21 protein-coding genes and 1 tRNA gene are annotated in these 22,423 nt (G+C 50.8%); 10 read left to right on the forward strand and 12 right to left on the reverse strand.

All coding sequences use genetic code 11. From position 1 onward, the window contains the following. Window positions 1-31: 31 nt before the first annotated feature. The 5 genes from ACYVH9_RS13465 to ACYVH9_RS13485 all read right to left on the reverse strand — a co-directional run bounded on the left by ACYVH9_RS13465 (window position 32) and on the right by ACYVH9_RS13485 (window position 6,244). Entirely contained in the window at window positions 32-2,845 is a 2,814-nt protein-coding gene (locus ACYVH9_RS13465) for a TonB-dependent receptor (protein ID WP_460636876.1), read from the reverse strand. A 190-nt stretch (window positions 2,846-3,035) separates the two neighbouring features. After that, a complete protein-coding gene (locus ACYVH9_RS13470) occupies window positions 3,036-4,166 on the reverse strand; it encodes a glycoside hydrolase family 130 protein (RefSeq protein WP_460636877.1) in 1,131 nt (376 codons plus the stop codon). 138 nt (window positions 4,167-4,304) lie between these two features. Next, window positions 4,305-4,955, reverse strand: a complete 651-nt coding sequence (locus ACYVH9_RS13475; RefSeq protein ID WP_460636878.1) for a cysteine hydrolase family protein — start codon at window positions 4,953-4,955, stop codon at window positions 4,305-4,307. 18 nt (window positions 4,956-4,973) lie between these two features. Continuing rightward, the gene (locus tag ACYVH9_RS13480) at window positions 4,974-5,633 is read right to left on the reverse strand and encodes a DUF6766 family protein (protein ID WP_460636879.1); all 660 of its coding nucleotides are present in this window, start codon (window positions 5,631-5,633) and stop codon (window positions 4,974-4,976) included. 92 nt (window positions 5,634-5,725) lie between these two features. Next, window positions 5,726-6,244, reverse strand: coding sequence for a YciE/YciF ferroxidase family protein (locus tag ACYVH9_RS13485; RefSeq protein ID WP_460636880.1), 519 nt, complete (start codon window positions 6,242-6,244; stop codon window positions 5,726-5,728). Between the two features lie 285 nt (window positions 6,245-6,529). Between ACYVH9_RS13485 and ACYVH9_RS13490 the strand changes: the two genes are divergently transcribed. From ACYVH9_RS13490 to ACYVH9_RS13510, 5 genes are all read left to right on the forward strand, one after another. Next, a complete protein-coding gene (locus ACYVH9_RS13490) occupies window positions 6,530-6,760 on the forward strand; it encodes a hypothetical protein (protein ID WP_460636881.1) in 231 nt (76 codons plus the stop codon). 3 nt (window positions 6,761-6,763) lie between these two features. After that, window positions 6,764-7,516 (forward strand): succinate dehydrogenase/fumarate reductase iron-sulfur subunit, encoded by a 753-nt coding sequence (locus ACYVH9_RS13495; RefSeq protein ID WP_460636882.1) that lies wholly within the window; start codon window positions 6,764-6,766, stop codon window positions 7,514-7,516. Beyond that, window positions 7,509-8,306 (forward strand): OBAP family protein, encoded by a 798-nt coding sequence (locus ACYVH9_RS13500; RefSeq protein ID WP_460636883.1) that lies wholly within the window; start codon window positions 7,509-7,511, stop codon window positions 8,304-8,306. Before ACYVH9_RS13495 ends, ACYVH9_RS13500 begins: the two co-directional genes overlap by 8 nt. A 340-nt stretch (window positions 8,307-8,646) precedes the next feature. Continuing rightward, window positions 8,647-8,919 carry a hypothetical protein gene (locus ACYVH9_RS13505; protein ID WP_460636884.1) on the forward strand — a complete coding sequence of 91 codons (273 nt, stop codon included), beginning with the start codon at window positions 8,647-8,649 and terminating at the stop codon, window positions 8,917-8,919. 169 nt (window positions 8,920-9,088) lie between these two features. Beyond that, window positions 9,089-10,345, forward strand: coding sequence for a sensor histidine kinase (locus ACYVH9_RS13510; protein WP_460636885.1), 1,257 nt, complete (start codon window positions 9,089-9,091; stop codon window positions 10,343-10,345). Window positions 10,346-10,575: 230 nt separating this feature from the next. Here the strand turns inward: ACYVH9_RS13510 and ACYVH9_RS13515 are convergent, their stop codons facing one another. The 3 genes from ACYVH9_RS13515 to ACYVH9_RS13525 form a co-directional block, all read right to left on the reverse strand. Further along, complete coding sequence (locus tag ACYVH9_RS13515) at window positions 10,576-11,382, reverse strand: ferritin-like domain-containing protein (RefSeq protein WP_460636886.1); 807 nt, start codon at window positions 11,380-11,382, stop codon at window positions 10,576-10,578. A gap of 11 nt (window positions 11,383-11,393) precedes the next feature. Beyond that, window positions 11,394-12,155, reverse strand: coding sequence for a ferritin-like domain-containing protein (locus ACYVH9_RS13520; RefSeq protein ID WP_460636887.1), 762 nt, complete (start codon window positions 12,153-12,155; stop codon window positions 11,394-11,396). A 402-nt stretch (window positions 12,156-12,557) separates the two neighbouring features. Then, a tRNA-Thr gene (locus ACYVH9_RS13525) sits at window positions 12,558-12,630 on the reverse strand. 93 nt (window positions 12,631-12,723) lie between these two features. On the opposite strand from ACYVH9_RS13525, the gene ACYVH9_RS13530 reads away from it, so the two are divergent. After that, complete coding sequence (locus ACYVH9_RS13530; RefSeq protein ID WP_460636888.1) at window positions 12,724-14,673, forward strand: ABC-F family ATP-binding cassette domain-containing protein; 1,950 nt, start codon at window positions 12,724-12,726, stop codon at window positions 14,671-14,673. Between the two features lie 116 nt (window positions 14,674-14,789). Here ACYVH9_RS13530 and ACYVH9_RS13535 read toward each other — a convergent pair whose 3' ends face one another. Then, window positions 14,790-15,707 (reverse strand): bestrophin family protein, encoded by a 918-nt coding sequence (locus ACYVH9_RS13535; RefSeq protein ID WP_460637591.1) that lies wholly within the window; start codon window positions 15,705-15,707, stop codon window positions 14,790-14,792. 99 nt (window positions 15,708-15,806) lie between these two features. On the opposite strand from ACYVH9_RS13535, the gene ACYVH9_RS13540 reads away from it, so the two are divergent. The 4 genes from ACYVH9_RS13540 (at window position 15,807) to ACYVH9_RS13555 (ending at window position 19,447) form a co-directional block, all read left to right on the forward strand. Further along, the gene (locus ACYVH9_RS13540) at window positions 15,807-17,123 is read left to right on the forward strand and encodes a type IX secretion system plug protein (protein WP_460636889.1); all 1,317 of its coding nucleotides are present in this window, start codon (window positions 15,807-15,809) and stop codon (window positions 17,121-17,123) included. Window positions 17,124-17,283: 160 nt separating this feature from the next. Next, on the forward strand, window positions 17,284-17,859 hold the full coding sequence (locus ACYVH9_RS13545; protein ID WP_460636890.1) for a Crp/Fnr family transcriptional regulator: 576 nt from the start codon (window positions 17,284-17,286) through the stop codon (window positions 17,857-17,859). Between the two features lie 123 nt (window positions 17,860-17,982). Continuing rightward, window positions 17,983-18,423 (forward strand): carboxymuconolactone decarboxylase family protein, encoded by a 441-nt coding sequence (locus ACYVH9_RS13550; RefSeq protein WP_460636891.1) that lies wholly within the window; start codon window positions 17,983-17,985, stop codon window positions 18,421-18,423. 163 nt (window positions 18,424-18,586) lie between these two features. After that, window positions 18,587-19,447 carry a tetratricopeptide repeat protein gene (locus ACYVH9_RS13555; RefSeq protein ID WP_460636892.1) on the forward strand — a complete coding sequence of 287 codons (861 nt, stop codon included), beginning with the start codon at window positions 18,587-18,589 and terminating at the stop codon, window positions 19,445-19,447. Between the two features lie 49 nt (window positions 19,448-19,496). Here ACYVH9_RS13555 and ACYVH9_RS13560 read toward each other — a convergent pair whose 3' ends face one another. The 3 genes from ACYVH9_RS13560 to ACYVH9_RS13570 all read right to left on the reverse strand — a co-directional run bounded on the left by ACYVH9_RS13560 (window position 19,497) and on the right by ACYVH9_RS13570 (window position 22,212). Further along, window positions 19,497-20,270: a DUF5958 family protein gene (locus tag ACYVH9_RS13560; protein ID WP_460636893.1), complete on the reverse strand. Its 774-nt coding sequence runs from the start codon at window positions 20,268-20,270 to the stop codon at window positions 19,497-19,499. A gap of 180 nt (window positions 20,271-20,450) precedes the next feature. Beyond that, a complete protein-coding gene (locus tag ACYVH9_RS13565) occupies window positions 20,451-21,686 on the reverse strand; it encodes a DEAD/DEAH box helicase (protein ID WP_460636894.1) in 1,236 nt (411 codons plus the stop codon). Between the two features lie 139 nt (window positions 21,687-21,825). Continuing rightward, window positions 21,826-22,212 carry a DUF3244 domain-containing protein gene (locus ACYVH9_RS13570; RefSeq protein WP_460636895.1) on the reverse strand — a complete coding sequence of 129 codons (387 nt, stop codon included), beginning with the start codon at window positions 22,210-22,212 and terminating at the stop codon, window positions 21,826-21,828. Between the last annotated feature and the right edge of the window lie 211 nt (window positions 22,213-22,423).

Here is a 22,423-nt window from a genome sequence, read left to right on the forward strand (position 1 = left end):
CCAAACCTTACAGGTTTAAGCTGGCCGATTCCTAGTTACGAGTAAGGTCAAATTTAATACCCAGGTTGTAACGCGGCCGGTAATACTCGGCCTGGGTGGTTCGGGAAGCCATGCCCTGATAATACCGCAACGGCTGGTTAGTCAGGTTGTTGGCTTCCGCAAAGATGCGCAGGTTTTTGCCAATCTTGTAGGCCGCATTGGCATCAAGGAAGAATTGTTTATCGTAGTAAATATCCTCGAAATCGTTGCCACCCAGCGCGTCCAGGTAAGCGGCTGCGTAGTTCCCCGAAAGGCGGGCCGAAAACCGTTTATCTTCCCACGACAGCGACGCATTGAACATGTGCGGGGCCGTTCCGGGCAACATTACGTTTTCGCGCTTTTCACCGTCGGCATTGTAAATTCCGTCGGCGAAGGATTTAGTGAACGTATAGTTGGTGTAAATTCCCAGCCCCCGCAAAAAACCGGGCAAAAAGTCTAACTGGCGCTGAAAAGCCACTTCCAGTCCAAACATGTTTACTTTCTCACCGTTACGCGACTGCATAAAATCCCAGTTTTCGCCCGGTGCAATTGGATTGGTAGCACCCGGAAAATCAGCCGCGAAATCGGCCGTCCGGTATTGCTGGTTGCGGTAGGTATAAATAAAGTTCGATAGGTTTTTGTAGAACACCCCACCTGAAATCAAACCGATCGACTCGAAGTAATTTTCGACCATCAAATCAAAGTTCCAGGAATAGGTTGCTTTCAATTCAGGATTCCCGGCCTGAATTTCGCGGTCGCCCGGCAGTGTGCTGATGTAGGGTGCCAGGGCATAATAGTTGGGCCGGGCCAGCGCCGTTGTAATGGCTGCCCGCAGAATCAGGTTATCGGTCGCGTTGTATTTGAACGACAGGTTGGGCAGCACGTTCAGGTAGCTATTCTGAACCGACCGCTGACCGGTCAGGTCTTCTTCGTCCTCCACCACGTTTCCGGTGTAGTTGATGTTCGTATTTTCCAGCCGAACGCCCGCAATCATCGACAGTTTGGCGCTCAAATCCTGGTCCCACCGCACGTATCCGGCCACGATGTTTTCTTTTGCGCGATAATTGACCGCCAGAAATTCGCTGGATACCGAACTGGCTTCAAACAAGGACGGATTGCTTAGGTTCAGACCACCCAGAAACTGCGGACTCGCAAACGGCCCCGGAACCAACCCTCCAGCCTGAAACTGCTGGCCGGACCAGTTCACCGACGGTATACTGCCCAGATTACCAACCGCATCGTTCACTGATTCGTATTCGTAAAAGATATTGTTCCGGTCCTTGGTTTTCAACCGCAGCCGTCCGCCAAAACGAAGCCGCCCTTTCCGATCCGGCAAAATAGACAACGGAACCCGGAAGTTGAGCTTGATACCCAGCTCGTCCTCGCTGGTGTAATCGTGGTTCTCCGTGATTTCATTCAGGCCAATGGCTCCCGCGTTCAGGCTGGTGGGCATAAACGACGGGAAACGCGTATCGCCGTTGTAACTCACCGGGTTATTATTCCGCCGGAACAGCATATACCGCTCGTTCGGACGGTCTTCACTGGCGGTCGAATAGCTGACGGCCCAGTCGACATCCAGTGAGGAGCCAAAGAGGTGATCGCCCCGCAACGAGTAGTTCTGCACGCGCTGGTCTTCCAGCCGGGTCGACTGGTTGCGGTTATTGTCGATACCGCCTTTGGTCTGACGGCCAATCCGACCGGTATACCCAACAATCTCATTGTTATCATTATAAGTGGGCGTAATGTTGTCGGTCCGTAGCCGGTACCGGTTTTCCCGATCATCGCGCCAGTTGTACATTACATTGGCCGTCAGAGTATGGCCCGGGGCGAGTTTGAAATCAAACGCGCCCGAAATGCTCCGGCGGATGCGCTGCACATCGTATTTCCTGACATCGTGTTCGTTGATGTACACATTGCCAAAATCATCACGGGTCCAGACCGCTTCCACGTCATCCGAACCATACCGATTGTTGTTATACGAACCGCTCAGCACCACGCCAATGGCATCGTTGGCAAACCGGTTGCCGTACACAAAACCGCCGGTATACAGCGCTTTCCCACGAATGGGGTTATAACCACCCGAAAGCGTTCCCGAAATGCGCTGCCCGTTGGGAGCTGCCCGCGTTACCAGGTTTACCGATCCGCCAATAGCGTCAGCATCCTGATCCGGTGTCAGAGTTTTGTTCACTTCGATGGTCTGAATCATGTCCGACGGAATCAGGTCCATCTGCACGCGTCGGTTGTCGCCCTCAGCCGACGGAATGCGGTCGCCGTTCAGCGTAACGGAGTTCAGTTCCGGGGCCAGTCCACGCACAATGATGTTGCGGGCCTCGCCCTGGTCGTTCTGCATCGTGATGCCAGGCACCCGTTTCAGCGCATCACCGATGTTGGCATCCGGAAACCGGCCGACCTGATCCGACGATATAATATTGGTAATATTCTGATTGTTGCGCTGCTGACTCAACGCCTTGGCCTGTCCGCGCATCCGGTCACCCAGCACCACCACTTCGTTCATCAGAATACCGCCTTCTTCCATCACGATCCGCAACGGGGTCGAAACCGCAGCCTCTACCCTGACCTCCTGGCGAAACGCCTGATAACCGATATAAGTTGCTTCCAGTTGATAGGTTCCGGCGGGAACGTTCAAAAATGCAAACTTGCCGTGAACGTCCGAAATGGTGTAGCGATTGCCGGGCATGAGTTTGAGCGTAGCACCGGGTAGAGACAGATTTTGAGTATCAATAATCGATCCGGTGACTACACCGCTCTGGGCGTAAACCTGCACCATCCAAAAAACCGCCAGAAAGGTCAATAGAATTTTTCTCATCACATCATCGTTAATCTGGATGCAAAATTCTACCGTAGGCCGGGCGGCTACAAAGATTGGGGATTATGAAATTATTACGTTAAAGACCGCGCACCTTACAATTTGTTGATGTTAAAAAACGGACACATTGCCGAAACACGATTCGTTTAGAACGGCATAAGGTATTCAAAAACCTGGCTGCTCTACATCTTTATGGCGCTAACCCAAACACCGCTTTTGGCATGTGGGTGATTCGGCACGCCAGATCGTCTTCGCCGGAAGCGACAATAAAGTGATCGCCAGCATCCACGATTCCGGTCGTAAACACCACGTCCGACAGGTATAAATAGTCGTTGAGCGGTTCGGTTAAGGCCGGGTTCGCTTCCAAAACCGGTATTTCATCCTCCAGTTTCAGAAGGATGGTAGGATCATGACGATCCAGCAAGGCCCAGAACGTACGGTACACGCCGACCAGTCCTTTCAGTTCAACCCCGTGATAAAGCAGAAGCCAGCCCTGATCCGTTAAAATAGGTTGCGTACCTCCCCCGATTTTCATGGTGGAAGCCGATCCTTTTCGGGCACGGATAGACGGTTTGTCGGACGGTTTCCAGTGTAATCCATCAGGCGATGAGGCCAGGTTAATGGACGGACCGGGAAAATGCTCCCCACCGGGTCGGGCGGCAAAATACAAATCCCCCAGCGGTCGGGTCAATGCGTAGAATTTCCCGTCAATTTTGCCTTCGAAGAACACCATATCCTTATTCTGGTGGTCCAGAATGATGCCCTGCAACGCATAATTCAGCCCATCGCTGGACGTATACAACGTGGTCGAATGGCGCTCCGAACTGACCGAACAGGTGGTCATGTAGTAGGTTTCCTCAATTCGGGTAATGCGGGCATCTTCGACCCCGTATTCCTGGTAGGTTTGCTGCGGGGCAATGCTTTTGTCGTAATGAATCGCCACCACTTGCGTCCCTTCAGGAGTTAATTCGACGGGCAACAACCAGGACAAAGAGGTCAACGCCATGACTTTGTACGGATAGCCCAGAAGCTGGAACTTGCGCGGATCGGCGGCATTAACGCTTGCCAGAGGATAAGCATCCAGCACATATCCCCGCCCGGCATCCCAGCGAATGGCGTGAATCTGTTCTCCCACGATAGGGCGCTGTAAGGCTTCGGCTACCCGGATCATCAGCAGCAAATTACCGTTTGGCAAGCGAGTCAGCCCGGGGTTGAAAGCACCCAATACATAGGTACTAGCCGACAGCGTTTGCCGCAAGGGAGACTTTGTCAGGTCAATGTCATTCGGGGTAAACACAAGCAGATCGGTTGGAAAAGCCATTGTGCTGCGCAGTTAAATTAATTGAAACACGGTTGAATCGGTCCGGAAACGGCATCCCTTCGCCACCGGTGCGTCAGATGCACCAAGCGCAACCGGCCCGGTTTACGACGGGTACGGTTTTTCCCTTCTTTGGTCTTTTCAACTCGTTGCGGGGCGGGGTTTGGCGTTTGGCTCTCCCGAAAGGCTATATTTTTGGCACAACGCCGGTAAATCCAGCTTATCCGACGGCGTCGTATCGGCACCCAGTACCCTTTCCATATACGTCAAGGCTGTTTTCGTATGAGCGGCTGAACCAGCGGCCACACAATCGGCCGGAATGCTCAAACCAAACTCCCGCATGTAAGCATCTTTTGCCGAAAACTGCACACACACATCGGTGCTTAAACCGGTCAGGATAAGGTATTCGGCTTTCAGATGATTCAGTAAGGTGTCCAGCGTGGTAGCGTAGAAAGCCGAATGTTTGGGTTTGAGGACAAAGTAATCCTCGGGGTCCGGTTTGAGCAACTCCACCAACGGTTTTCCCCGGACGCCATCGTGCAGACAGTGTTCAACAACATCGTGAAAATCCGATTGCCAGCGGCCAAAATTATCATTGATGTAAATGACCGGCACGCCCAACTGAACCACCTTTTTTTTGAGGGCCGCAATCTGTTGGGCGGCCTTCAAAGCCGGTTTAAAAAACTGTTGCCCCTGGGGAAACTCCAGGTCATTGATCATGTCGATAATGAGTAAAACGACCGGAAAAGTATCCGGAACGTTACCGTGCAAATCCTCACTTTTATTTTTCATAGATACCACAAAGAAGGACTATTCTCCGGTTTGTGCATGAGGGGCATCGACCGGCTTCGATTCGGGCGAGCCTTTCTGACGGAGAAAAATGGACAAAACAACGATAGACAGAACCGACAGAAACTCGCTCTGCCAATTTTGCAAGGACTGAAACCAGAACGCACTCGTACCCATAAACTCCCACAGCGTCAGCAGCTCGTGTTTACCTTTGAGGATTTGTTCGGTATTGTACTGCTTTACCCTACCAGCCGCGTGCAGAAAAAACGCGCCAAAAAACATTAGAAAGAAAGCGAGGCTCAAGGAGTTTTGGTAAACCTTAAGAACCCACCCTCCCCGGCGGACCGGCCAGGGCACCTTGGGACGGCTTGGCGACGGTTGGCGATCGACCTCCTGGGGTTGGTCGGGGTCTTTGGATTCGGAAGAACCTTTCTGGTAGAGAAAAACCGTAAAAAGCACGTACAAGCCCATTTGCAGGAATTCACTTTCCCAGTTTTCAAAAACCGCTTCCACGCAGTGCCCACTGCTCAAGTAAGCACGCAGCGATACGGGTTGTCGCCCGAAATCCTGGAGTTCATTGTTGAAGTCGTACCACCCCACCAGAATCTGACCGCTTAATGTCAGCAGTGTAATGAGGAGTAAAACCAGCGACAGCCCATTATTCCTCAGAACTTGCTTCATTGGAAACATACATTATCCATATCGAAGACAAAGTGGTTTATCAGGAAGCAGGTTGAGCCAGATAGCCGCACCCTGCTTCCTGATACTAGGGTTTATTCATTTTTTGCCGACTCGTTCACCGAGTTTTCGGCAATCTCCGTCAGGAGCACATCGGTTTTCTTTTCTTCGGCCAGCGTTTCTTCCAGCATTTTGGCCGCTTCTTTGTAGCCCAGCACCTGCGCCAGCGTCTTCAAGGTACCATACGAAGCAATCTCGTAGTGCTCCACTTTTTGGGCGGCTGAAATCAACCCCACATCCCGCGTCAGGCTCCCGTCTTCCGTGTCTTCAATGATTCCCTTCGCTTCCTCAATCAACCCTTCCATAGCATCGCATTTTTTGGCCGCGGCTTTTTCCCCTACGGCCTCGAAAACCTGCTCCAGCCGGGCCACGTGGTTTTCTGTTTCTGCGCGGTGCTGCTCAAAAGCCGTCTGAAGCTGATCGGACGTAGCCGACTTTTGCATTTTCGTCAATGCTTTGGCCAGGTGCTTTTCAGCCCAATAAATATCTTTTAACTCATCGACAAACAGTTCTTTCAATGCGCCTTCATCATTTCCTTTTTTCGACGTTGCCATGTTGCTAGAAGTTAAGTTTAAAATTGCCTGAACTACCGATGCCATTTAGCATAGCTCAACGGTAATTTGGCCTAAGAACACGTAAATGCACCGGTTGTTTACAAAAATTAGCAATATGGCACCCACCAATTGAACCCAGTTGGCCGAACGCGTTGCCTTCCGGTATTTTGTAGAAAAAGGCCACTTCTTGCCGGGCCTGGAAAACCGCTGGCTTGCGCAAAAGCTCCGTTTGACACACCACACTCCGCGACCACAACCAGCACGTCAACGTGGAACTAACTGGCTATGAAGACGCTGCAAAAGTTCTTCTACCGCAGCAGCCCGGCGGTTTGCTTTTGCTGTGGCCAGCTTGATTTGATTCATCTCCGGCTCAATTCATTTGTGTACGTGCTCTACTTCCGGGTGGCCAAGATGACGCGGAAACGAGCGATTCTTGGCCGATGGTCCATTCCCTTATTTTTCGAGTCCGTACGCCAACATCTGATTTTCGGGCGGGTAGTTAAGATAAAAACATAGCCGATGAATGTTACCTTAAAAGTCTGGCGACAGGCAAATAGCCATGCTCCCGGTAAGCTTGTGGAATACCACCTGACCGATTTGTCACCGGATATGTCCTTTCTGGAAATGTTTGATGTTCTGAACCAGAATCTACTCCTTCAGGGCCAGGATCCGGTTGTGTTCGACCACGATTGCCGGGAAGGGATCTGTGGCTCCTGCGCGATGTTTATCAACGGCCGGGCTCATGGCCCCCAAACGGGTGGAGCAACCTGTTTGCTGCATATGCGAAGTTTTGAAGACGGCAGTACCATTGTTGTCGAACCCTGGCGGGCTCGCGCCTTCCCCGTTATCAAGGATTTGGTGGTCGATCGCTCGGCTTTCGACCGAATCGTTCAGGCGGGCGGGTATATCTCGGTTAATACGGGCGCTGCTCCGGATGCCAATGAAATTCTGATTGCGCGCGAACGGCAGGAAGAATCCATGGATGCGGCAGCCTGCATTGCCTGCGGAGCGTGTGTAGCCGCCTGCAAAAATGCCTCGGCAATGCTCTTCACGGCGGCTCAGGTTTCCCGATTCGCGGTATTGCCCCAGGGTGATCCCGAGCGCCAAATGCGGGTCGAACGGATGGTCGCTCAGATGGACGCGGAAGGGTTTGGGGCCTGTTCCTTTATGGGGGCTTGCTCGGTAGAATGTCCGGCTTCGATTTCACTGGATCACATTACCCGGCTCAATCGGGAATACATAGGCGCTAAACTCACTTCCAAAAATGTATAAGCCGATTCGATGGGGTTGTGTAGCGCTGGCCAGTGTAGCCACGGTTTTATGGGCGGGTTGTGGGGGCCGCAACACCGACTCGCAGGTTGAGTCACCGGGTGGTGAGAAAACCGCTAAAACGGAAGTACTCGAAACGGGAGCGGATGTCCTGCAAAACAAGGCTCCGCTGAAAGCCATGAGCATGTATTTAGACGGTTTTCATTTTTACAATGGCGACCTGAAAGGGCAAATGGAAGCCCATCACTATTGCACTCAGCTAAACGAAGACCTTGTTCAGTGCCTGATATTCGACGGTAACGGTCCGGATGCCAAAGTAATGGGAATCGAGTACATCGTTTCGGAGCGCTTGTTTACGACCTTGCCCGCCGAGGAAAGAAAGCTCTGGCACAGCCACCATCATGAGGTAAAGTCGGGCACGCTGATTGCGCCCGGTTTGCCGTTAATCGCCGAGCATGAATTGATGGAGAAACTGGTTTCAACCTACGGAAAGACCTTTCATACCTGGCATACGGATCGTGACCTGAAACTGCCGCTGGGGCATCCGATGATCATGATGGGGTTTACCAAAGATGGCCAGTTAGCCGACAGCCTGCTGACACGCCGTGATGAACGGTTTAAGATTTCCACGCAGGAAAAGCGCCAGAACCGGGCCGATATTCCAACACCCAACGTTCAGCCCGGTGCCAATGCCTGGGAACAGGGCGAGATCCGACAACTGAAAGTTTCTTCCGAAAAGGAACCTTTGCCGGGCCATCATCACACCACCGACGGGTCACCATCCGGCCACTAGCAACACCCGTCGCAAACCGATAACGGCTATCGTTCGTAAGTACTTGGAAAGGTATCGTGCTAGCCAACGAATTCTTTACGCTTTAGAAAGAAACCCTTCTCTAAACATTAGCGCTCACAATGAGGTTATCAGACGGATTGGCTGCGCAAGAACGCGCAATGTGTTCCTTGACTAGGAAACCAGCATTTTTGGGGAGGTAGAAACGAGCGAATGGATAAATGATGACTGGTGGCGGAGCGATCACCTGCCAAGACCGCTTGTGCTTGGCTAAAAAAGGCAGACAAATTATGGATCTTTTTTTTCATCACTTTTAACGATACGCTGCTTCTCTACCTACGCTATGAACCATTCATTCCTGGTCTCGGCCAAGACCTACCTGGTGATTTATCAGTTTCGGAAACAATATCGGATGCTCTCCTGTAACTCCTACCAGGACGGGCTTGAAATGATCACCGACTTAGCGCTCCACGAAGCCGTTCGTCCAATCGGAATTTTCAGTAGTGCCAGCAGCCAACTCTTCTGGCACCCTTTTATTAATCAGGCTACGGAGCGGGCAAGGCACCAAGCTTCTCTGCTCCCGGTTCTGTTGTTGCCTCGTCAAGTGGCTGCTTAGCGTTGGAGAAGGCCTACGCGAAAAGGCATAGGCCAAACAAGGGACATGCAATCCAGCCTTCGCAGCGTTAGAGAAGCCACAGAAGCTTTTCAACTTTCTTGTTAGCCAATTAGCCAACAACCACTTCATTAGCCGTTGATAAAATGGCGCTCTAAAAAACCGATTAACCATGAATATGTCCTCTGAAGCACCTTTAACGTTATTAGCTGGGTATCTGGTTGCTCGTCGTGAATCCCTGTTGAATAACTGGCGAACAGTTTGCCAAAAAGATCCGGGTGCTAACACCGTTGCTAATTTGAGCCGCGAGGAGTTCAACAATAAAGCTCCCTTCATGCTCAATGTTTTACATGAGTGCTTTCAACAAAAACCGTTGTCGGGAGATATCAGGCTACTCGCTGCGGAGCATGGATTGCACCGTTGGCAAAAGGGGTACAGCCTATCGGAATTGCTGATCGAAATTCATCACATGAACACGATTTTACTGGATGAGCTCCGGCAATTCTGGCACCTTTATCCTACATCTGAAGTTGAACCCATTACGCTCTCGTATGAATACGTCTCCTGGTTTAGTGCGCAGAGCTATCAGGGCAGTGTAGAGCAATACACGGAACTACAGCGCCGGGAAGCGAGTAATCGCGTTGTTTACCTGGAACAGGCATTCGACGACCTCAATGAATTGACCCGTCAGCGGAGTGATTTACTGCGCACCACCTCGCACGATCTGCGCGGCAGCTTCGGCATTATTCAGGGTGCAGCTTCGTATCTGAATTTAATGGAAATCTCAGAGCCGGAACGCAAACAAACCCTCGAAATGCTGAACCGCAACCTGAAAACCGTACGGGATATGGTTATTCAGCTCATGGACCTATCCCGCCTGGAAGCCGGTCAGGAACCCGTGAATATTCAGTCATTCGATGCGGGGCAACTTTTGCATAAATTGGTCGAAAGCTATCAGCCACTGGCCGAAAAAGTAGGGCTTGTTTTGAAAGCCGATGGACCATCCGAATTGATCGTGGAAAGTGATCCCCTTCATCTCCAGCGAATTGTACAAAACCTGGTTCTGAATGCCTTGAAACACACTGATTCCGGCTGGGTTTCCATCTCCTGGACGGCCGAAAGCAATTACCGTTGGATTATCAGCGTTCAGGATTCGGGGCCCGGTTTGCCCCATCAGCAAGCGGGTGCATTCTCGCAGGTATTGTCACCAACACCCGAATCCAATGCCGCCTTTGGCATTCCAAATCCGGAAGCGGACGCCCAGGAAGAAGCCAACATCCAGGCCGACCTCTCATCCACTGGAGAAGGCATCGGTTTGTCAATTGTTAAGCGGTTATGCGAGCTTTTACGGGCCAGCCTCGAAATTGAGACCCAAACAGGAACAGGAACATTGTTTCGTATTCGTCTGGCGCTGCACTGGAAATCCTGACTCCTAATAAACTAGAAATAGCCGGACGTAGGGTGTAGTCCGGCTATTCAAGGAAACCTCTCATCTACCTCAGCCGGTTCATGAATGAAAAAGGGTTACCAACGTATGGTAACCCTCTTCATTGACGCCAATCACCTCAAAAATGGGACTGCACATCCACTAGTACCAGTGTAGTGGCTAGATGCGAAGCAGCAAGTTCACCTGCCTACTTCGCATCCAATGAAACCGGATCAGGGCATCATTTCTTTAATGAAAGGCCCGGCTATTGCGAGTACTTCTTCCTTCGTCAATGGTTCGTCGAAAGACTCTCGTACAATCAACTCAAGCGCCCCCGCATTACCGGGCGACAGGTAATCATCGACAAGCGGCATTAAATCAATACCAACCCGCTGATTGGTTTCGTTCTCGCCTTTGTAGATAGCCCCCGGCACGCCCCCCGTTTCCTGCTCCGAAGCCCAGACCCGCAACCCGCGGATCAGGCGTACCTCTCCGGCATGACGGGCTTCTACCGAGTGAATCTTTAAGGCGGCCAACAAAACCGCTTTATCATCTTTCAATTTGGGAGCCTGCCCTTTGTAGGCCCGAACGCCCAGGTCCTCAAAAGCTTGCGATAAGGTCAGGAATACGGCATAATTTGAGAATGGATTCGCAAACATGCCCTTCGCAGTAAAATCGAACTGCGGCATCGGTTTGGCTTTGTCGCCTAATTGAGCCTTCAGAAAGTCAACGTGCTGTTTTTCGTGTTCGCCAATTTTCATGAACACCTGTTTGTCGCTTTCCGGAATCAAACCCGAAGTCATCAGACCCATTCTATAAAATTCGGCTTCCAGATACTCAAGCGTCAACGCGAAATTCAGCACTTCAACCACATCGGCATCAGCGGCAAACGCCTTATTGACGGTAGTGGCGAAGAGGGCAGGCGTTGCCAATGCCGCAACGGAGGTGGTTTTTAGCAGTTTCCGGCGTGTAAATTTGAAGCGTTCGCTGGCATCAGCATCAACCTTTTCGATGTCAGAAAAAATATTAAATAAGTTCATACCGATCGGAATTACATTTTTGGGAGATTTGCCACACTTATTTTCTGTTTGATGAACCCCTGTGCTTTCATCACCACTTGCTCCGGCGTCAGATGCCAGTCGAGTCCGTTACCGTCGATCATTTCGTGGCCGAGGGCAAAATAGGTTTTTGGCCCTAGCATATGGCGAGCCAGGGTAGCGTGACGAGCCTCCACCGAGACCATTTTTCCCGCAATTTTCAGTACTTCTACATCATGAATCAGCGGCCCGGTCCCGTTAAAGGCAGCTACCCCAACACTTTCGAACTGCTGAGCGGCATCGAATACGGCATTGCGATCGTTGAAGTTAATTCTGCTAAAATCAAATTCCAGCATAGGGATGGCCTGCTCACCCAGCATCGCTTTGAAAAACTCCCGATGAACCACTTCGTGATCGTGCAGTTCTTCCAGTACTTTGCGGTCCAGTCCGCTCAACCCCGACGCTTTTTCAACCGCCGTCATGTAGAAAGCCACTTCAAGCTGGTCGAGTGTATAGGCCAGATTGGCAATTCCGATATCGCCCGACCCGAGATCAATCGAACCGTCGGGCAATACAGTGGCTCCTATCCGGGCACCGGAACGCCCCAACGCCTGCTCAGGAGCCAGGAGTTTATCTTGAGAACAGGATGCCAGTAAGGCCAGTGTGGAAGCTGAAGTCAATCCCAGGCTGCGCAAAAACATTCGCCGTTCGACGGAGGGAATTGCCGGAATAGTAGGCCCCGGCTTCTTGCTGGATGAAATGTTGAGTTCTTCCATTGAGTTTTACGTTTGAATGAAATGAAGGTACCTTCTACCGAAGGTCGATCAATTAACAGAGCCTCTTTCGTTTGGTTGAAGGCAATCAATGAAAGTCATCAAGAAGTGAGATAATGGCCCCTGCTGAAATCCCGGCGCGTGTAAAACGTCAACTAACAAGGGGAGCAAACCGGAATCATGTGACTCGCTAAACGCCGAAGGGAAGATGAGAGAAGAGAGCCCATCCAAAATGGGGACATCGCAAGGCGACGGTATCGAAAAAGAAAAAGACTAATCAGTTTTTTCTGAGCTTTCCGCCCTGAAACTGATTAGCCTTTGATGCATGAGCCTCCTACGGGATTCGAACGGCAGCGGCCGACCGTCTGCGACCTACGCATTACGAATGCGTCGCTTAGCAATAAGAGCCTCCTACGGGATTCGAACCTGCGACCTACGCATTACGAATGCGTCGCTCTACCAGCTGAGCTAAGGAGGCAAAATGATTTGTCATCATTTTTGTGGGTGCAAATTAACGGGTTCTTTACAAATCATGCAAGTAAACGCAGCAAAATTGCGTAAATTTGCGGCTATGATTTCTCTTACAAACCTGTCTTATTACCTCGGCAGCCGGGCTCTCTACGAAAATGCATCGATGCACATCAAGCCCGGTCAGAAAATTGGTCTTATTGGTCTCAACGGAACCGGAAAATCAACGCTGCTTCGCTTAATTATTGGCGAATACCAACTCGACGGTGGAGTCATCTCCAAAGCGGGCGACGTTACCATCGGTTTTCTGAATCAGGATTTGCTCTCGTACCAAACCGATGACTCCATTTTGTCGGTGGCCATGCAGGCTTTCGAGCGGCAGAACCACCTGCAAAAACGCATCGATACGCTTTTGCACGAAATGGAGGTCAACTACACCGATGCCCTGATCGATAAACTGGCCCGGGCACAGGATGAGTTTGCGGCCCTGGACGGTTATACCATCCAATCCAAAGCGGAAGAAATTCTGGAAGGGCTGGGCTTTACGACCGAGGATCTGCACAAACCGCTGCGGCAATTTTCCGGGGGCTGGCGGATGCGCGTTATGCTGGCCAAGTTGCTGCTGCAAAAACCGTCGCTGCTGATGCTTGATGAGCCGACCAACCACTTGGACTTACCGTCTATTCAGTGGGTGGAGAAATACATACAGAATTACGAAGGAGCCGTCATCGTGGTCTCGCACGACCGCGAATTCCTGGATAATGTGGTGGATAGCATCGTGGAGGTTTCCGGAGCCAAGCTGAACTACTACGGCGGTAATTACTCGTTTTACGTGGAAGAAAAAGCCCTGCGGAACGAGATACAGCAGGGAGCTTACGAAAATCAGCAGGCCAAAATCCGGCAGACCGAACGGTTTATCGAACGGTTTAAAGCCAAAGCCACCAAGGCCAAACAAGCGCAGAGCCGGGTCAAAATGCTGGAAAAAATGGAACTGGTTGACGCCGTCATTGACGAAAACGCCCGGGTCAACTTCCGGTTCAACTTCTCGACGCAACCAGGTCGGCACATCCTCCACCTCGATGACGTCAGCAAGTCGTACGCCGATAAAAAAATCCTGACCCATACGACCGCCCGGCTGGAGCGCGGTGATCACGTGGCCCTGATTGGCGCCAACGGAAAAGGGAAATCGACCCTGCTCCGGATCATTGCCGGTACAGAACCCACCACCCAAGGCGAACGGCGACTGGGCCATAATGTCTCGTTCAGTTTTTACGCCCAGCACCAGCTGGAATCGCTGAACGTGGAAGACAACATGCTGGAAGAACTCAAAACCGCCAACCCCACCAAAAGCGAAGCCGAACTCCGAACGGTTCTGGGTTGCTTCCTGTTCTCGGGCGACGATGTGTTCAAGAAAATCAAGGTGTTGTCCGGGGGTGAAAAATCGCGGGTTGCCCTGGCAAAAGTGTTGCTTTCGCAAGCCAACTTCCTGCTGCTCGATGAGCCGACCAACCACTTGGATATGCAGTCGGTCAACATCCTGATTCAGGCGCTGGAGCAGTACGAAGGCACCTACGTCATTGTATCTCATGATCGGTATTTCGTCTCGCAAATAGCCAACAAAATCTGGTACATCGAAGACGAACAGGTGAAAGAATACCCCGGCACGTACGACGAATACGAGTGGTGGATGGAAGAACGCAAATCGCAGGGCATCGATACCAAAGCAACGGCCACCCCAGCCGCTGTGAAAGCAAAACCGGCAGCCCCAAGCGCCAAGCCTTCAAACAACGACGACGAGCGCCGGGAACTGCAACGGGCCCTGAAAAAAGCCGCCCAGCAAGCCGACGAGTTTGAGCAGAAAATTGCGGGGCTGGAAAAACAGAAAAAGCAGCTGGAAACCGAACTGGCCACGCCCGAAGTTGTATCAGACAACAAAAAGCTCCAGGCCAAAACCGCCGATTACCAACGCCTGAAAACGCAACTCGATACCGTTCAGGAGCAGTGGGAAGAAGCCATGCTCGAAGCCGAGGAACTGGAGAAAAAACTGGCGTAACTTGTATTCTGCACCAGTCGAACGTTTTTCGCTTCTGCCTGACAGTACACACGTTCTGCACGGAAGGCCGCATAAAATGAAAACAGTCCTGAATAACGGTTTTTCAAAACCGCTGTTCAGGACGGTCTGGTACTTGTAACAACCGGAACCGCTGCCGGAAAAAGTTGCTGCACCGACTGCCGGATGTTTTTGCAGATCGTTTCCGCGGGCAGGTCGTTGGCATCGGTCCCAAACGGATCTTCAATTTCTTCGGCAATGACCTCAAGGCTGGCCAGCACGTAGAAAATAAATACAACAAAGGGCACGACGAGGTAATGCAGGTTAAAAACGTAGCCCAGCGGCAGCGTTATGCAGTAAATAATGATAAATTTTTTTAGAAAAGCGCTGTATGAAAACGGAATGGGCGTTTTATGAATCCGTTCGCAGGCTCCGCAAATATCCATAAAACTCAGTAGCTCGGGATTCAGAAACAGCAGATGCTCGGGCAGCAAAATGCCCCGACGCTGCAATTCGTACACTTTTCGGGTGATGGCCGCCGAAATCTGGGCGGGAATGTGTTCGTCGCGTCGCAGATCCGTTAGCCGAAACAACGCAGACTCCGTAAACTCTTTTTCGACGAAATGAGAACGCAGGTGATTCTTCATCGAAAAGGCAAAATTAGGAATCATCGCCCGAAAAAAATCCCGCTCTTCGGCATTGTTTTCTCCCAACAACGGGTCCAGCTTCAGCGCCAGATTGCGGCTGTTGTTCACGAGCGATCCCCACTGTCGACGGCCTTCCCACCAACGATCATAGGCTGTGTTGGTCCGGAAAACCAGCAACATCGAGATCACAAATCCCAGCAAGGAGTGCATCAGGGAAATGTTTTTCAGGTCCGAATTATCCCTCAGTTCGAGTACTTCAAGAATAACAAACGCAATGAGTGTTGAGTACGCGGCCATCAAAAGCATGAATGGCAATAATTTACGGACGGTATCGGCTTTGGGGAAGTTGATCAGAAATCGCAGCCATTCCTTGGGATTATAAACAACCATTAATTCGGGGTTTGTATCTTGCTTTTTCAAAGTGAATTGCTAATTTTTTGTATAACTCTGTCTGCAAAATTTCGTTCATACTCCAGATCATTTGCCTGTATGAAACTATACATTCCCTTTTTTCTACTAGTCAACAGCCTGGTGTTTTGCTCGGTAATGGCCCAAAGCCTGCCAACGGAAGATCGCGTTTTCGACAATACCATTCAAACCGTTTTGCTGTATCCGGTTCTTGGCAGCGATGCAGCCGACCCCGCCCAAACCCTCAATCCACCCATCATTGACCAGACCGTTGAAACCCCACTCCTGCTGGAATTCGACGACCTAACGGCCGATTACCGGCCCTTTCGGGCCAAATTTGTGCATTGCAACGCCGACTGGAAACAGTCCATTCTGAGCGACATTGAGTTTACGTACGAGTACAATGATTACCCGATTCAGGACTACCAGATTTCGCTCAATACCAAAATACCGTACTACCATTACCGATTCCCGGTGCCCAAGATGAAACTACCCGGCAATTACGTTTTGGTGGTTTACAACGAGCGCAATCCGCGGCAGATTTATTTCAGCCGACGGTTTGTTGCCTACGTCAACCGCGTGAACATCGCCCCAACGGTCCAGTTTGCCAATGACCCGCAGTTCCGGTTTACCGACCAACAGATTAACTTCGACATCAACTACCGGGGTTATCCGCTCATTTCGCCCCAGGACGAACTGAAAATTGTGATCCGGCAAAACTACCGCGACGACCGCGTTATAACGGGGCTGCGCCCGACCAACGTGCGCGTCTTTGATAATCTGCTGGAATACCGCCTATTTGATCTGAAAAACACCTTTCCGGGCGGCAACGAATACCGTTATTTTGATACCCGAACGGTTTTATCACGCGGCAACTACATCGAACGCGTGGTCCGGCGGGAGGATAAAAACACGGTTTTTGTGAATGCCGATGGGCCACGCAGCGTGGGCGCTTACGTGCAAACCGACGATTTCAACGGGCAATTCGTGATCGATCACCTGGAAACCCGCATCGGTTCCACCCAGGCCGATTACATCACAACGGTTTTTACACTGCGCATGGACGAGCTCCCCAATGCCGAACTGTACGTCAATAGCGCCTTCAATTTCTGGCGTCTGGACGATCGTAACCGCATGAGCTATGTCCCGGAACTGCGGGCCTACCAGGCCGAAATCCCGTTAAAACAGGGCGTCTACAATTACAACTACTCGGTGAAGGGCATACCGGCCCCGGTACCGCGCTCCGGCATGAACCTGACTGGCAACGAAACGCTGATCGAAGGCAATTATTCGGATACCGAGAACGATTACGAACTCTTTGTCTACCACCGTCCGCCGGCGTCGCGCGCCGATCAGTTGATTGGATACCGGCGGATTGGGTACAACAAACGGAAGTAATCAGGTCGGGAGGAAAGATAGGAGTCCGTTCGCCATTCTTGTCCCTGACCCAGATTGTATGGCGAACGTCACAGCGGCTGCGGGAAGCTATACCCCAACCCATCCAGGCTTCATGAAAGCGGTATTTTGTATGTTTGGGGATCAGCCAAAATTTTCCACTATGCCAGAGCCACTCCTGAACCACATCACCCAATTCGTAGCCCTGAAGGATGGTGAACAAGGGGCAATTTTAGCCCATTTCAAACCGGTGCACGTCAAAAAAAAAGAGAATCTTGTGGAAGCCGGTCAGCTTTGCCGCTCCCATTATTTTGTTGTCAAAGGATGCCTGCGGATGTTTTTTATCAATGAAAAAGGCGTTGAGCAAACCATCCAGTTTGCGATTGAAAACTGGTGGCTCACTGACTACATGGCCTTTCAAAAGCAGCAACGGACCGATTTTTTTATTCAGGCGGTTGAAAATACCGATGTTGTAGCCATTGATTTCCACGCGCAGGAACAGCTTATTGACCAATTTCCCCAATTGGACCGCTATTACCGGCTGGTTTACCAGAAAGCATACGCAGCGGCTCAATTACGAATCAAATACCTGTACGATTTCACGCGGGAGGAACTGTACCACCATTTCAACGACAAATACCCTGACTTTATTCAGCGTATCCCGCAATACCTGCTGGCGTCCTTTTTAGGTTTCACCCCAGAATACCTCAGCGAAATTCGCCGAAAAAATCGATCTTAAACCAGTTTAAGTTTTTTTGCTTTTCCGTTTTCGACCTTTGTTTCATCAACTTCTGCCAACAAAGTGTGAGAACTGCCCCCTTCTGTTGGTACAGAACAGTTTTTCAACTTAAAAATCAAACCCATGGAAAAGCGATTAAACATGCAAACCACCCAACCGCAAGCCTTTAAAGCAATGTATGCACTGGAGGGTTACCTACAGACTACGCAACTGAACAAAGTCCATAAAAACCTCATCAAAATCCGGGCTTCGCAATTGAACGGTTGCGCGTATTGCATCGATATGCACACCAAAGAAGCCCTGAAATTGGGTGAAACCGCCCAACGGATTTTTCTGCTGAATGCCTGGCGGGAAACCGAGCTGTTTACCGAAGAAGAAAAAGTGATTCTTGCGCTGGCGGAAGAAGTTACGCTGATTCACCAGCATGGCGTATCGGATTCGGTCTACGAGAAGGCCGAAAAATTAGTTGGCCGCGATTATCTCGCCCAACTGATTATGGCAACGGTCACGATCAATGCCTGGAATCGCATTGCCATCAGTAGCCAATTGCAGCCGGGTCAGTAAACGCGCTGTTTTCGCCTTCTGTTGGGCTACGGCGGTTTTCGGTTCGTTGCGCCGTAGCCCAATCGAATGGCGCTGAAGTGCGCGAATAGCTGGCCTGCTTTTTATTTCAACATTACCTTTGTGGCGATGAACACGGTTCGTCAACCAACCAGCGGCAGTTTTTATGGAAATTCTAGTAACGGTTGCGATTATTAGTTACATCATTTATCTGCGCTACTACGCGGATTTGCGGACTCCTTCCGAAAAAGAGCGAGATCAGTTGCAGGAAGGCATTCGGCTTTTCGATACGCACCAAATCGCGGAAGCGCTCACTTACTTTGACCTGCGAATCCAGGCCAAACCACAATCCAGTGTGGCTCGCCTGTACCGTGCCCGCTGCCTACGGGCGCAGAGAAAGATACCGGACGCACTGGAAGATGTAAAGACCGGGCTGGGCTACGACGATACCGTGGTAGATTTGCACCTTGAAATGGGCCAGATTCTATTCGAACAGCAAGCCTACGAAGGCGCTTTCACCGCATTTGACAAAGCGGTTTTTCACGCCCAGGGAAAGCAATCTGAACCGTTTCGCTGGCGGGGGTTAACGCTTCAGCAACTCAATCAACCCCAACAGGCTCAGCAGGATCAGGAACGCGCCCAAATCATCGCCCAGCAGCCAGCAACAACCGATGCTTCGCCCGAAACCGGTGCTTTTTTTGATCGGCGTCTGCTGGTCAATGCCATTTTCATCCTGATTAATAGCGCCGTACTCCTGTTTTCAATCAAAGCCACCAATGCCATCCACTGGCCCTATTTACTGGCCGCTATTTCGGCCGCAGCCATCGGTTTTGCCCAACCCCGGAAAGGCTGGCTGCTGGCCCTGCTCCAGACGTTTGCCCTGCTGATTGGCTACTACTTTTTGACAGAACGACCCGCAGCCGGTGGCGACCGGGAACTGGAACTCTTCTGCCTGTACGGATCAATTGGCCTGACGTTTCTGGGAAGTTTTGTGGGGGGAATCCTGAAACGAACGCTCGAAAAGTAAAAGCCAGCGCTGCCGGAGAGCCAACCGCGTGGCCATGTTCGCTACTCGCTTAGGGAAGTCCGTCTTTTTGACTTTCCTTGTGTTTTTCCAGAACATCTCCCATCAACCGGATCTCCTGCGCTAAATCCAGGTTATATTTCTTTGAAAGTGCCTTGCCCAAAGAACGGCGCAACAGCCCTATAGGACGGCTGTATTTTTCGTTTTCTTCGTTCATTTTAAGGGTCGTCGACAACATTTCGTCGTAATTCAGAAAGGTAAAGTGGGTTTCTTTTTCGGGAGACGGTTCCTGAAAGCGGTCGTGTATCATTTGCTCGTCAGCTTGCATCAGTTTGGCAAGGCTGTCAAATTCACTCCGATAACCAGGATCATTGTAGACCTCTTCCACCAATTGCTCATGCGCCCTCAGAATGGTCTGGACAACCTCACTTTGGGATAAATCCCAGAACCACCAATGCGCCAAATTGCCCTGCTCCAACGCATAGCGCCGTTTGTAAGCGGTTTTGAACAAATGCAATTGCAGGGTGTAGGCTTTGTCGAGTATTTCTTCGGGCAGGATAAAGACCCGGTTTATCCGCAACCGATCGGATCTCAAAAATACGACAGGCGCATCCGTTGATTCGAGTCCACTCGCGGCAATTGCCTGCTCAATATCAGCGTCCACAGCTTTAGCAAGATGAACCAGCGAAGTCAAGTCAAATAGGTCGCTCTTTTTTTGCTCATCATCGAGCCGACTGAATGAAGCCTGTAGATCCGACAACGGACGGACACCCTGCCCAAACTGGACAATTTTTATCTCGCCTTCCAGTGTCATTTTTAAAGGCATCTTCTGCGCGGCTTGTATTTTACGAATCAAATATAGACTTTTTCCCACAAAAACTATCGTATATCGGTAGAGATATCAACCGTCTACTGAAGCAACGGCCCGTTAAATTAAAAAGCCAGCTTGGAGAAAGCTGGCTTTTTAGCACGTTCCGTATATGAGACAATCCTGCGGGTTTGCTGCCTATTTTTTCTTTTTCTTCTTCCGGTTCTTTTCAAACTCTTCGGCCTCTTTCATCAGCGCTTTCAGATCGAACGAGGCATCCTGGCTATTGTCGACGGTTTCTTCGTAGGTTTCGGCATCAATCTGAACAACCTTGACCGGCTTCGTTAAATACTGCTCGATTTCGGCTAGAATCGGTTTTTCTTCCGGGCTGCAAAACGAAAATGCCTGTCCTTTCTGCGTGCCTCGCCCCGTCCGGCCCACACGGTGAACGTAGTTTTCGGGCTGCTCTGGCAGGTCGTAATTGATCACGTAATCCACGTTGGCAATGTCAATTCCCCGGGCGCTTACATCCGTTGCAATCAGCACCTTCAGCTCACCACTCCGGAACTGATTCAGCACTTGCAGCCGGTCGCGCTGTTCTTTGTCACCGTGGATGGTCTGGCTCGCAATCTGAACGCGCTCCAAAGCTTTCATGACTCGCTCAGCCCGCACCTTCGTTCGGACAAAAACGAGGATTTTGCTGTCGGCGTGTTCGCGAATCATTCGTTCCAGAAAAAACCGTTTGTCGTCCATGCCGACGAAAGCCACCGAATGATCGATGTTCTTGGCCACCGGATCTTTGGGCGAAACCTGGATTCGGATGGCATTATGCACCAGCGAGTACGCCAGCTTCTTGATTTTCTCGTTGATGGTAGCCGAAAAAAACAGCGTTTGCCGCTTGCGGGGCAAGAATTTCATCAGATCCTGAATGTCCTTGATGAATCCCAGGTCAAGCATGTGATCGGCTTCGTCCAGAATCAGCACCTCCACGCGTTGCAGCCGAATGTAGCCCTGACTCACCAGATCGAACATCCGGCCCGGCGTGGCAACCAGAATATCAATTCCGTTTTCCAGCCGCGCAATCTGCGGCCCCTGTTCAACGCCCCCGAAAACCGAAAACGCTTTCAGATTCGTGTATTTTGCAATTTTATCAAACACGCCCGTAATCTGAATTGCCAGCTCACGCGTTGGCACCATCACCAGACATTTGATTCCTTCTGCCCGGCGCGCCCGGTTCCGTTCATACAACATACTGACGACCGGGATGGCAAAAGCGGCCGTTTTTCCGGTGCCGGTTTGGGCAATCGCCAGTACATCTTCTCCCTTCAAAATGGGCGGAATCGACTTAAACTGGATGTCGGTAGGCTTTTTGAAGCCCAGCCCCTCCAGATTTCGCTTGATTTCGGGAGCAATCGGATAATCCTCAAATTTCATGATGGTAAGCGTTGGAGTCGCGGCTGACCGCGCTCAATGGTAGTGCGAATTAGGAAAATATTCCCGAAAAACCGTTCCTAAAAACAAAAAACCACCGCCGGTCGGCCCGGAAGTGGTTTCCACTTGATTCTTTTACGGCTTATTCGGTCGGCGTGTTCAGCACCACCATCCGGACCGGGTCAGCCACCGGTTTGGTCGCCAGATTCACCTGTTTCCGAATCGCGCCCTGGGCCGACTTAAATTCGAGTTCATACGCACCGTCAGCCAGGTTTTTCACGTCCAGTTTAGCCGCATATTTTAGCTCTTTTTTCGAAATCATATCCTGAAAAATGACCTCATTTTTGTTGTTGCGCAGCAAGACCACCACCGCTTCCGGGGCTGATTTTTCGACGGCCAGCCGAATGGTATTTTGCGTAGTCACGTACGCACTCACTTCAAACGGCAACGCTTTCGGTGCATTGGCATCGTTGGCAACGGGGACGCTCAACAGCGCGGTACAGATCAGGTTACTCAAAAGATTTAACATGGCTTTTTCGTTTAGTATTTGTTGTTGTTTGGTAATAATGCTGTTCAAAAGTGTTGTTTACGTATTCGTTTACGCTGAATCCAAATGCCGTGCCAACAAAATAACTTACTGATATTCAATACATGGCAAAATTTACTTCCGGTTTCACCTGTACGCTGTCGGACAGTTCTTGTTCGATGGCGGACAAAAAGGCATCCTCGGCCCTGAACGG

It is taken from the genome of Larkinella harenae (assembly GCF_054780515.1).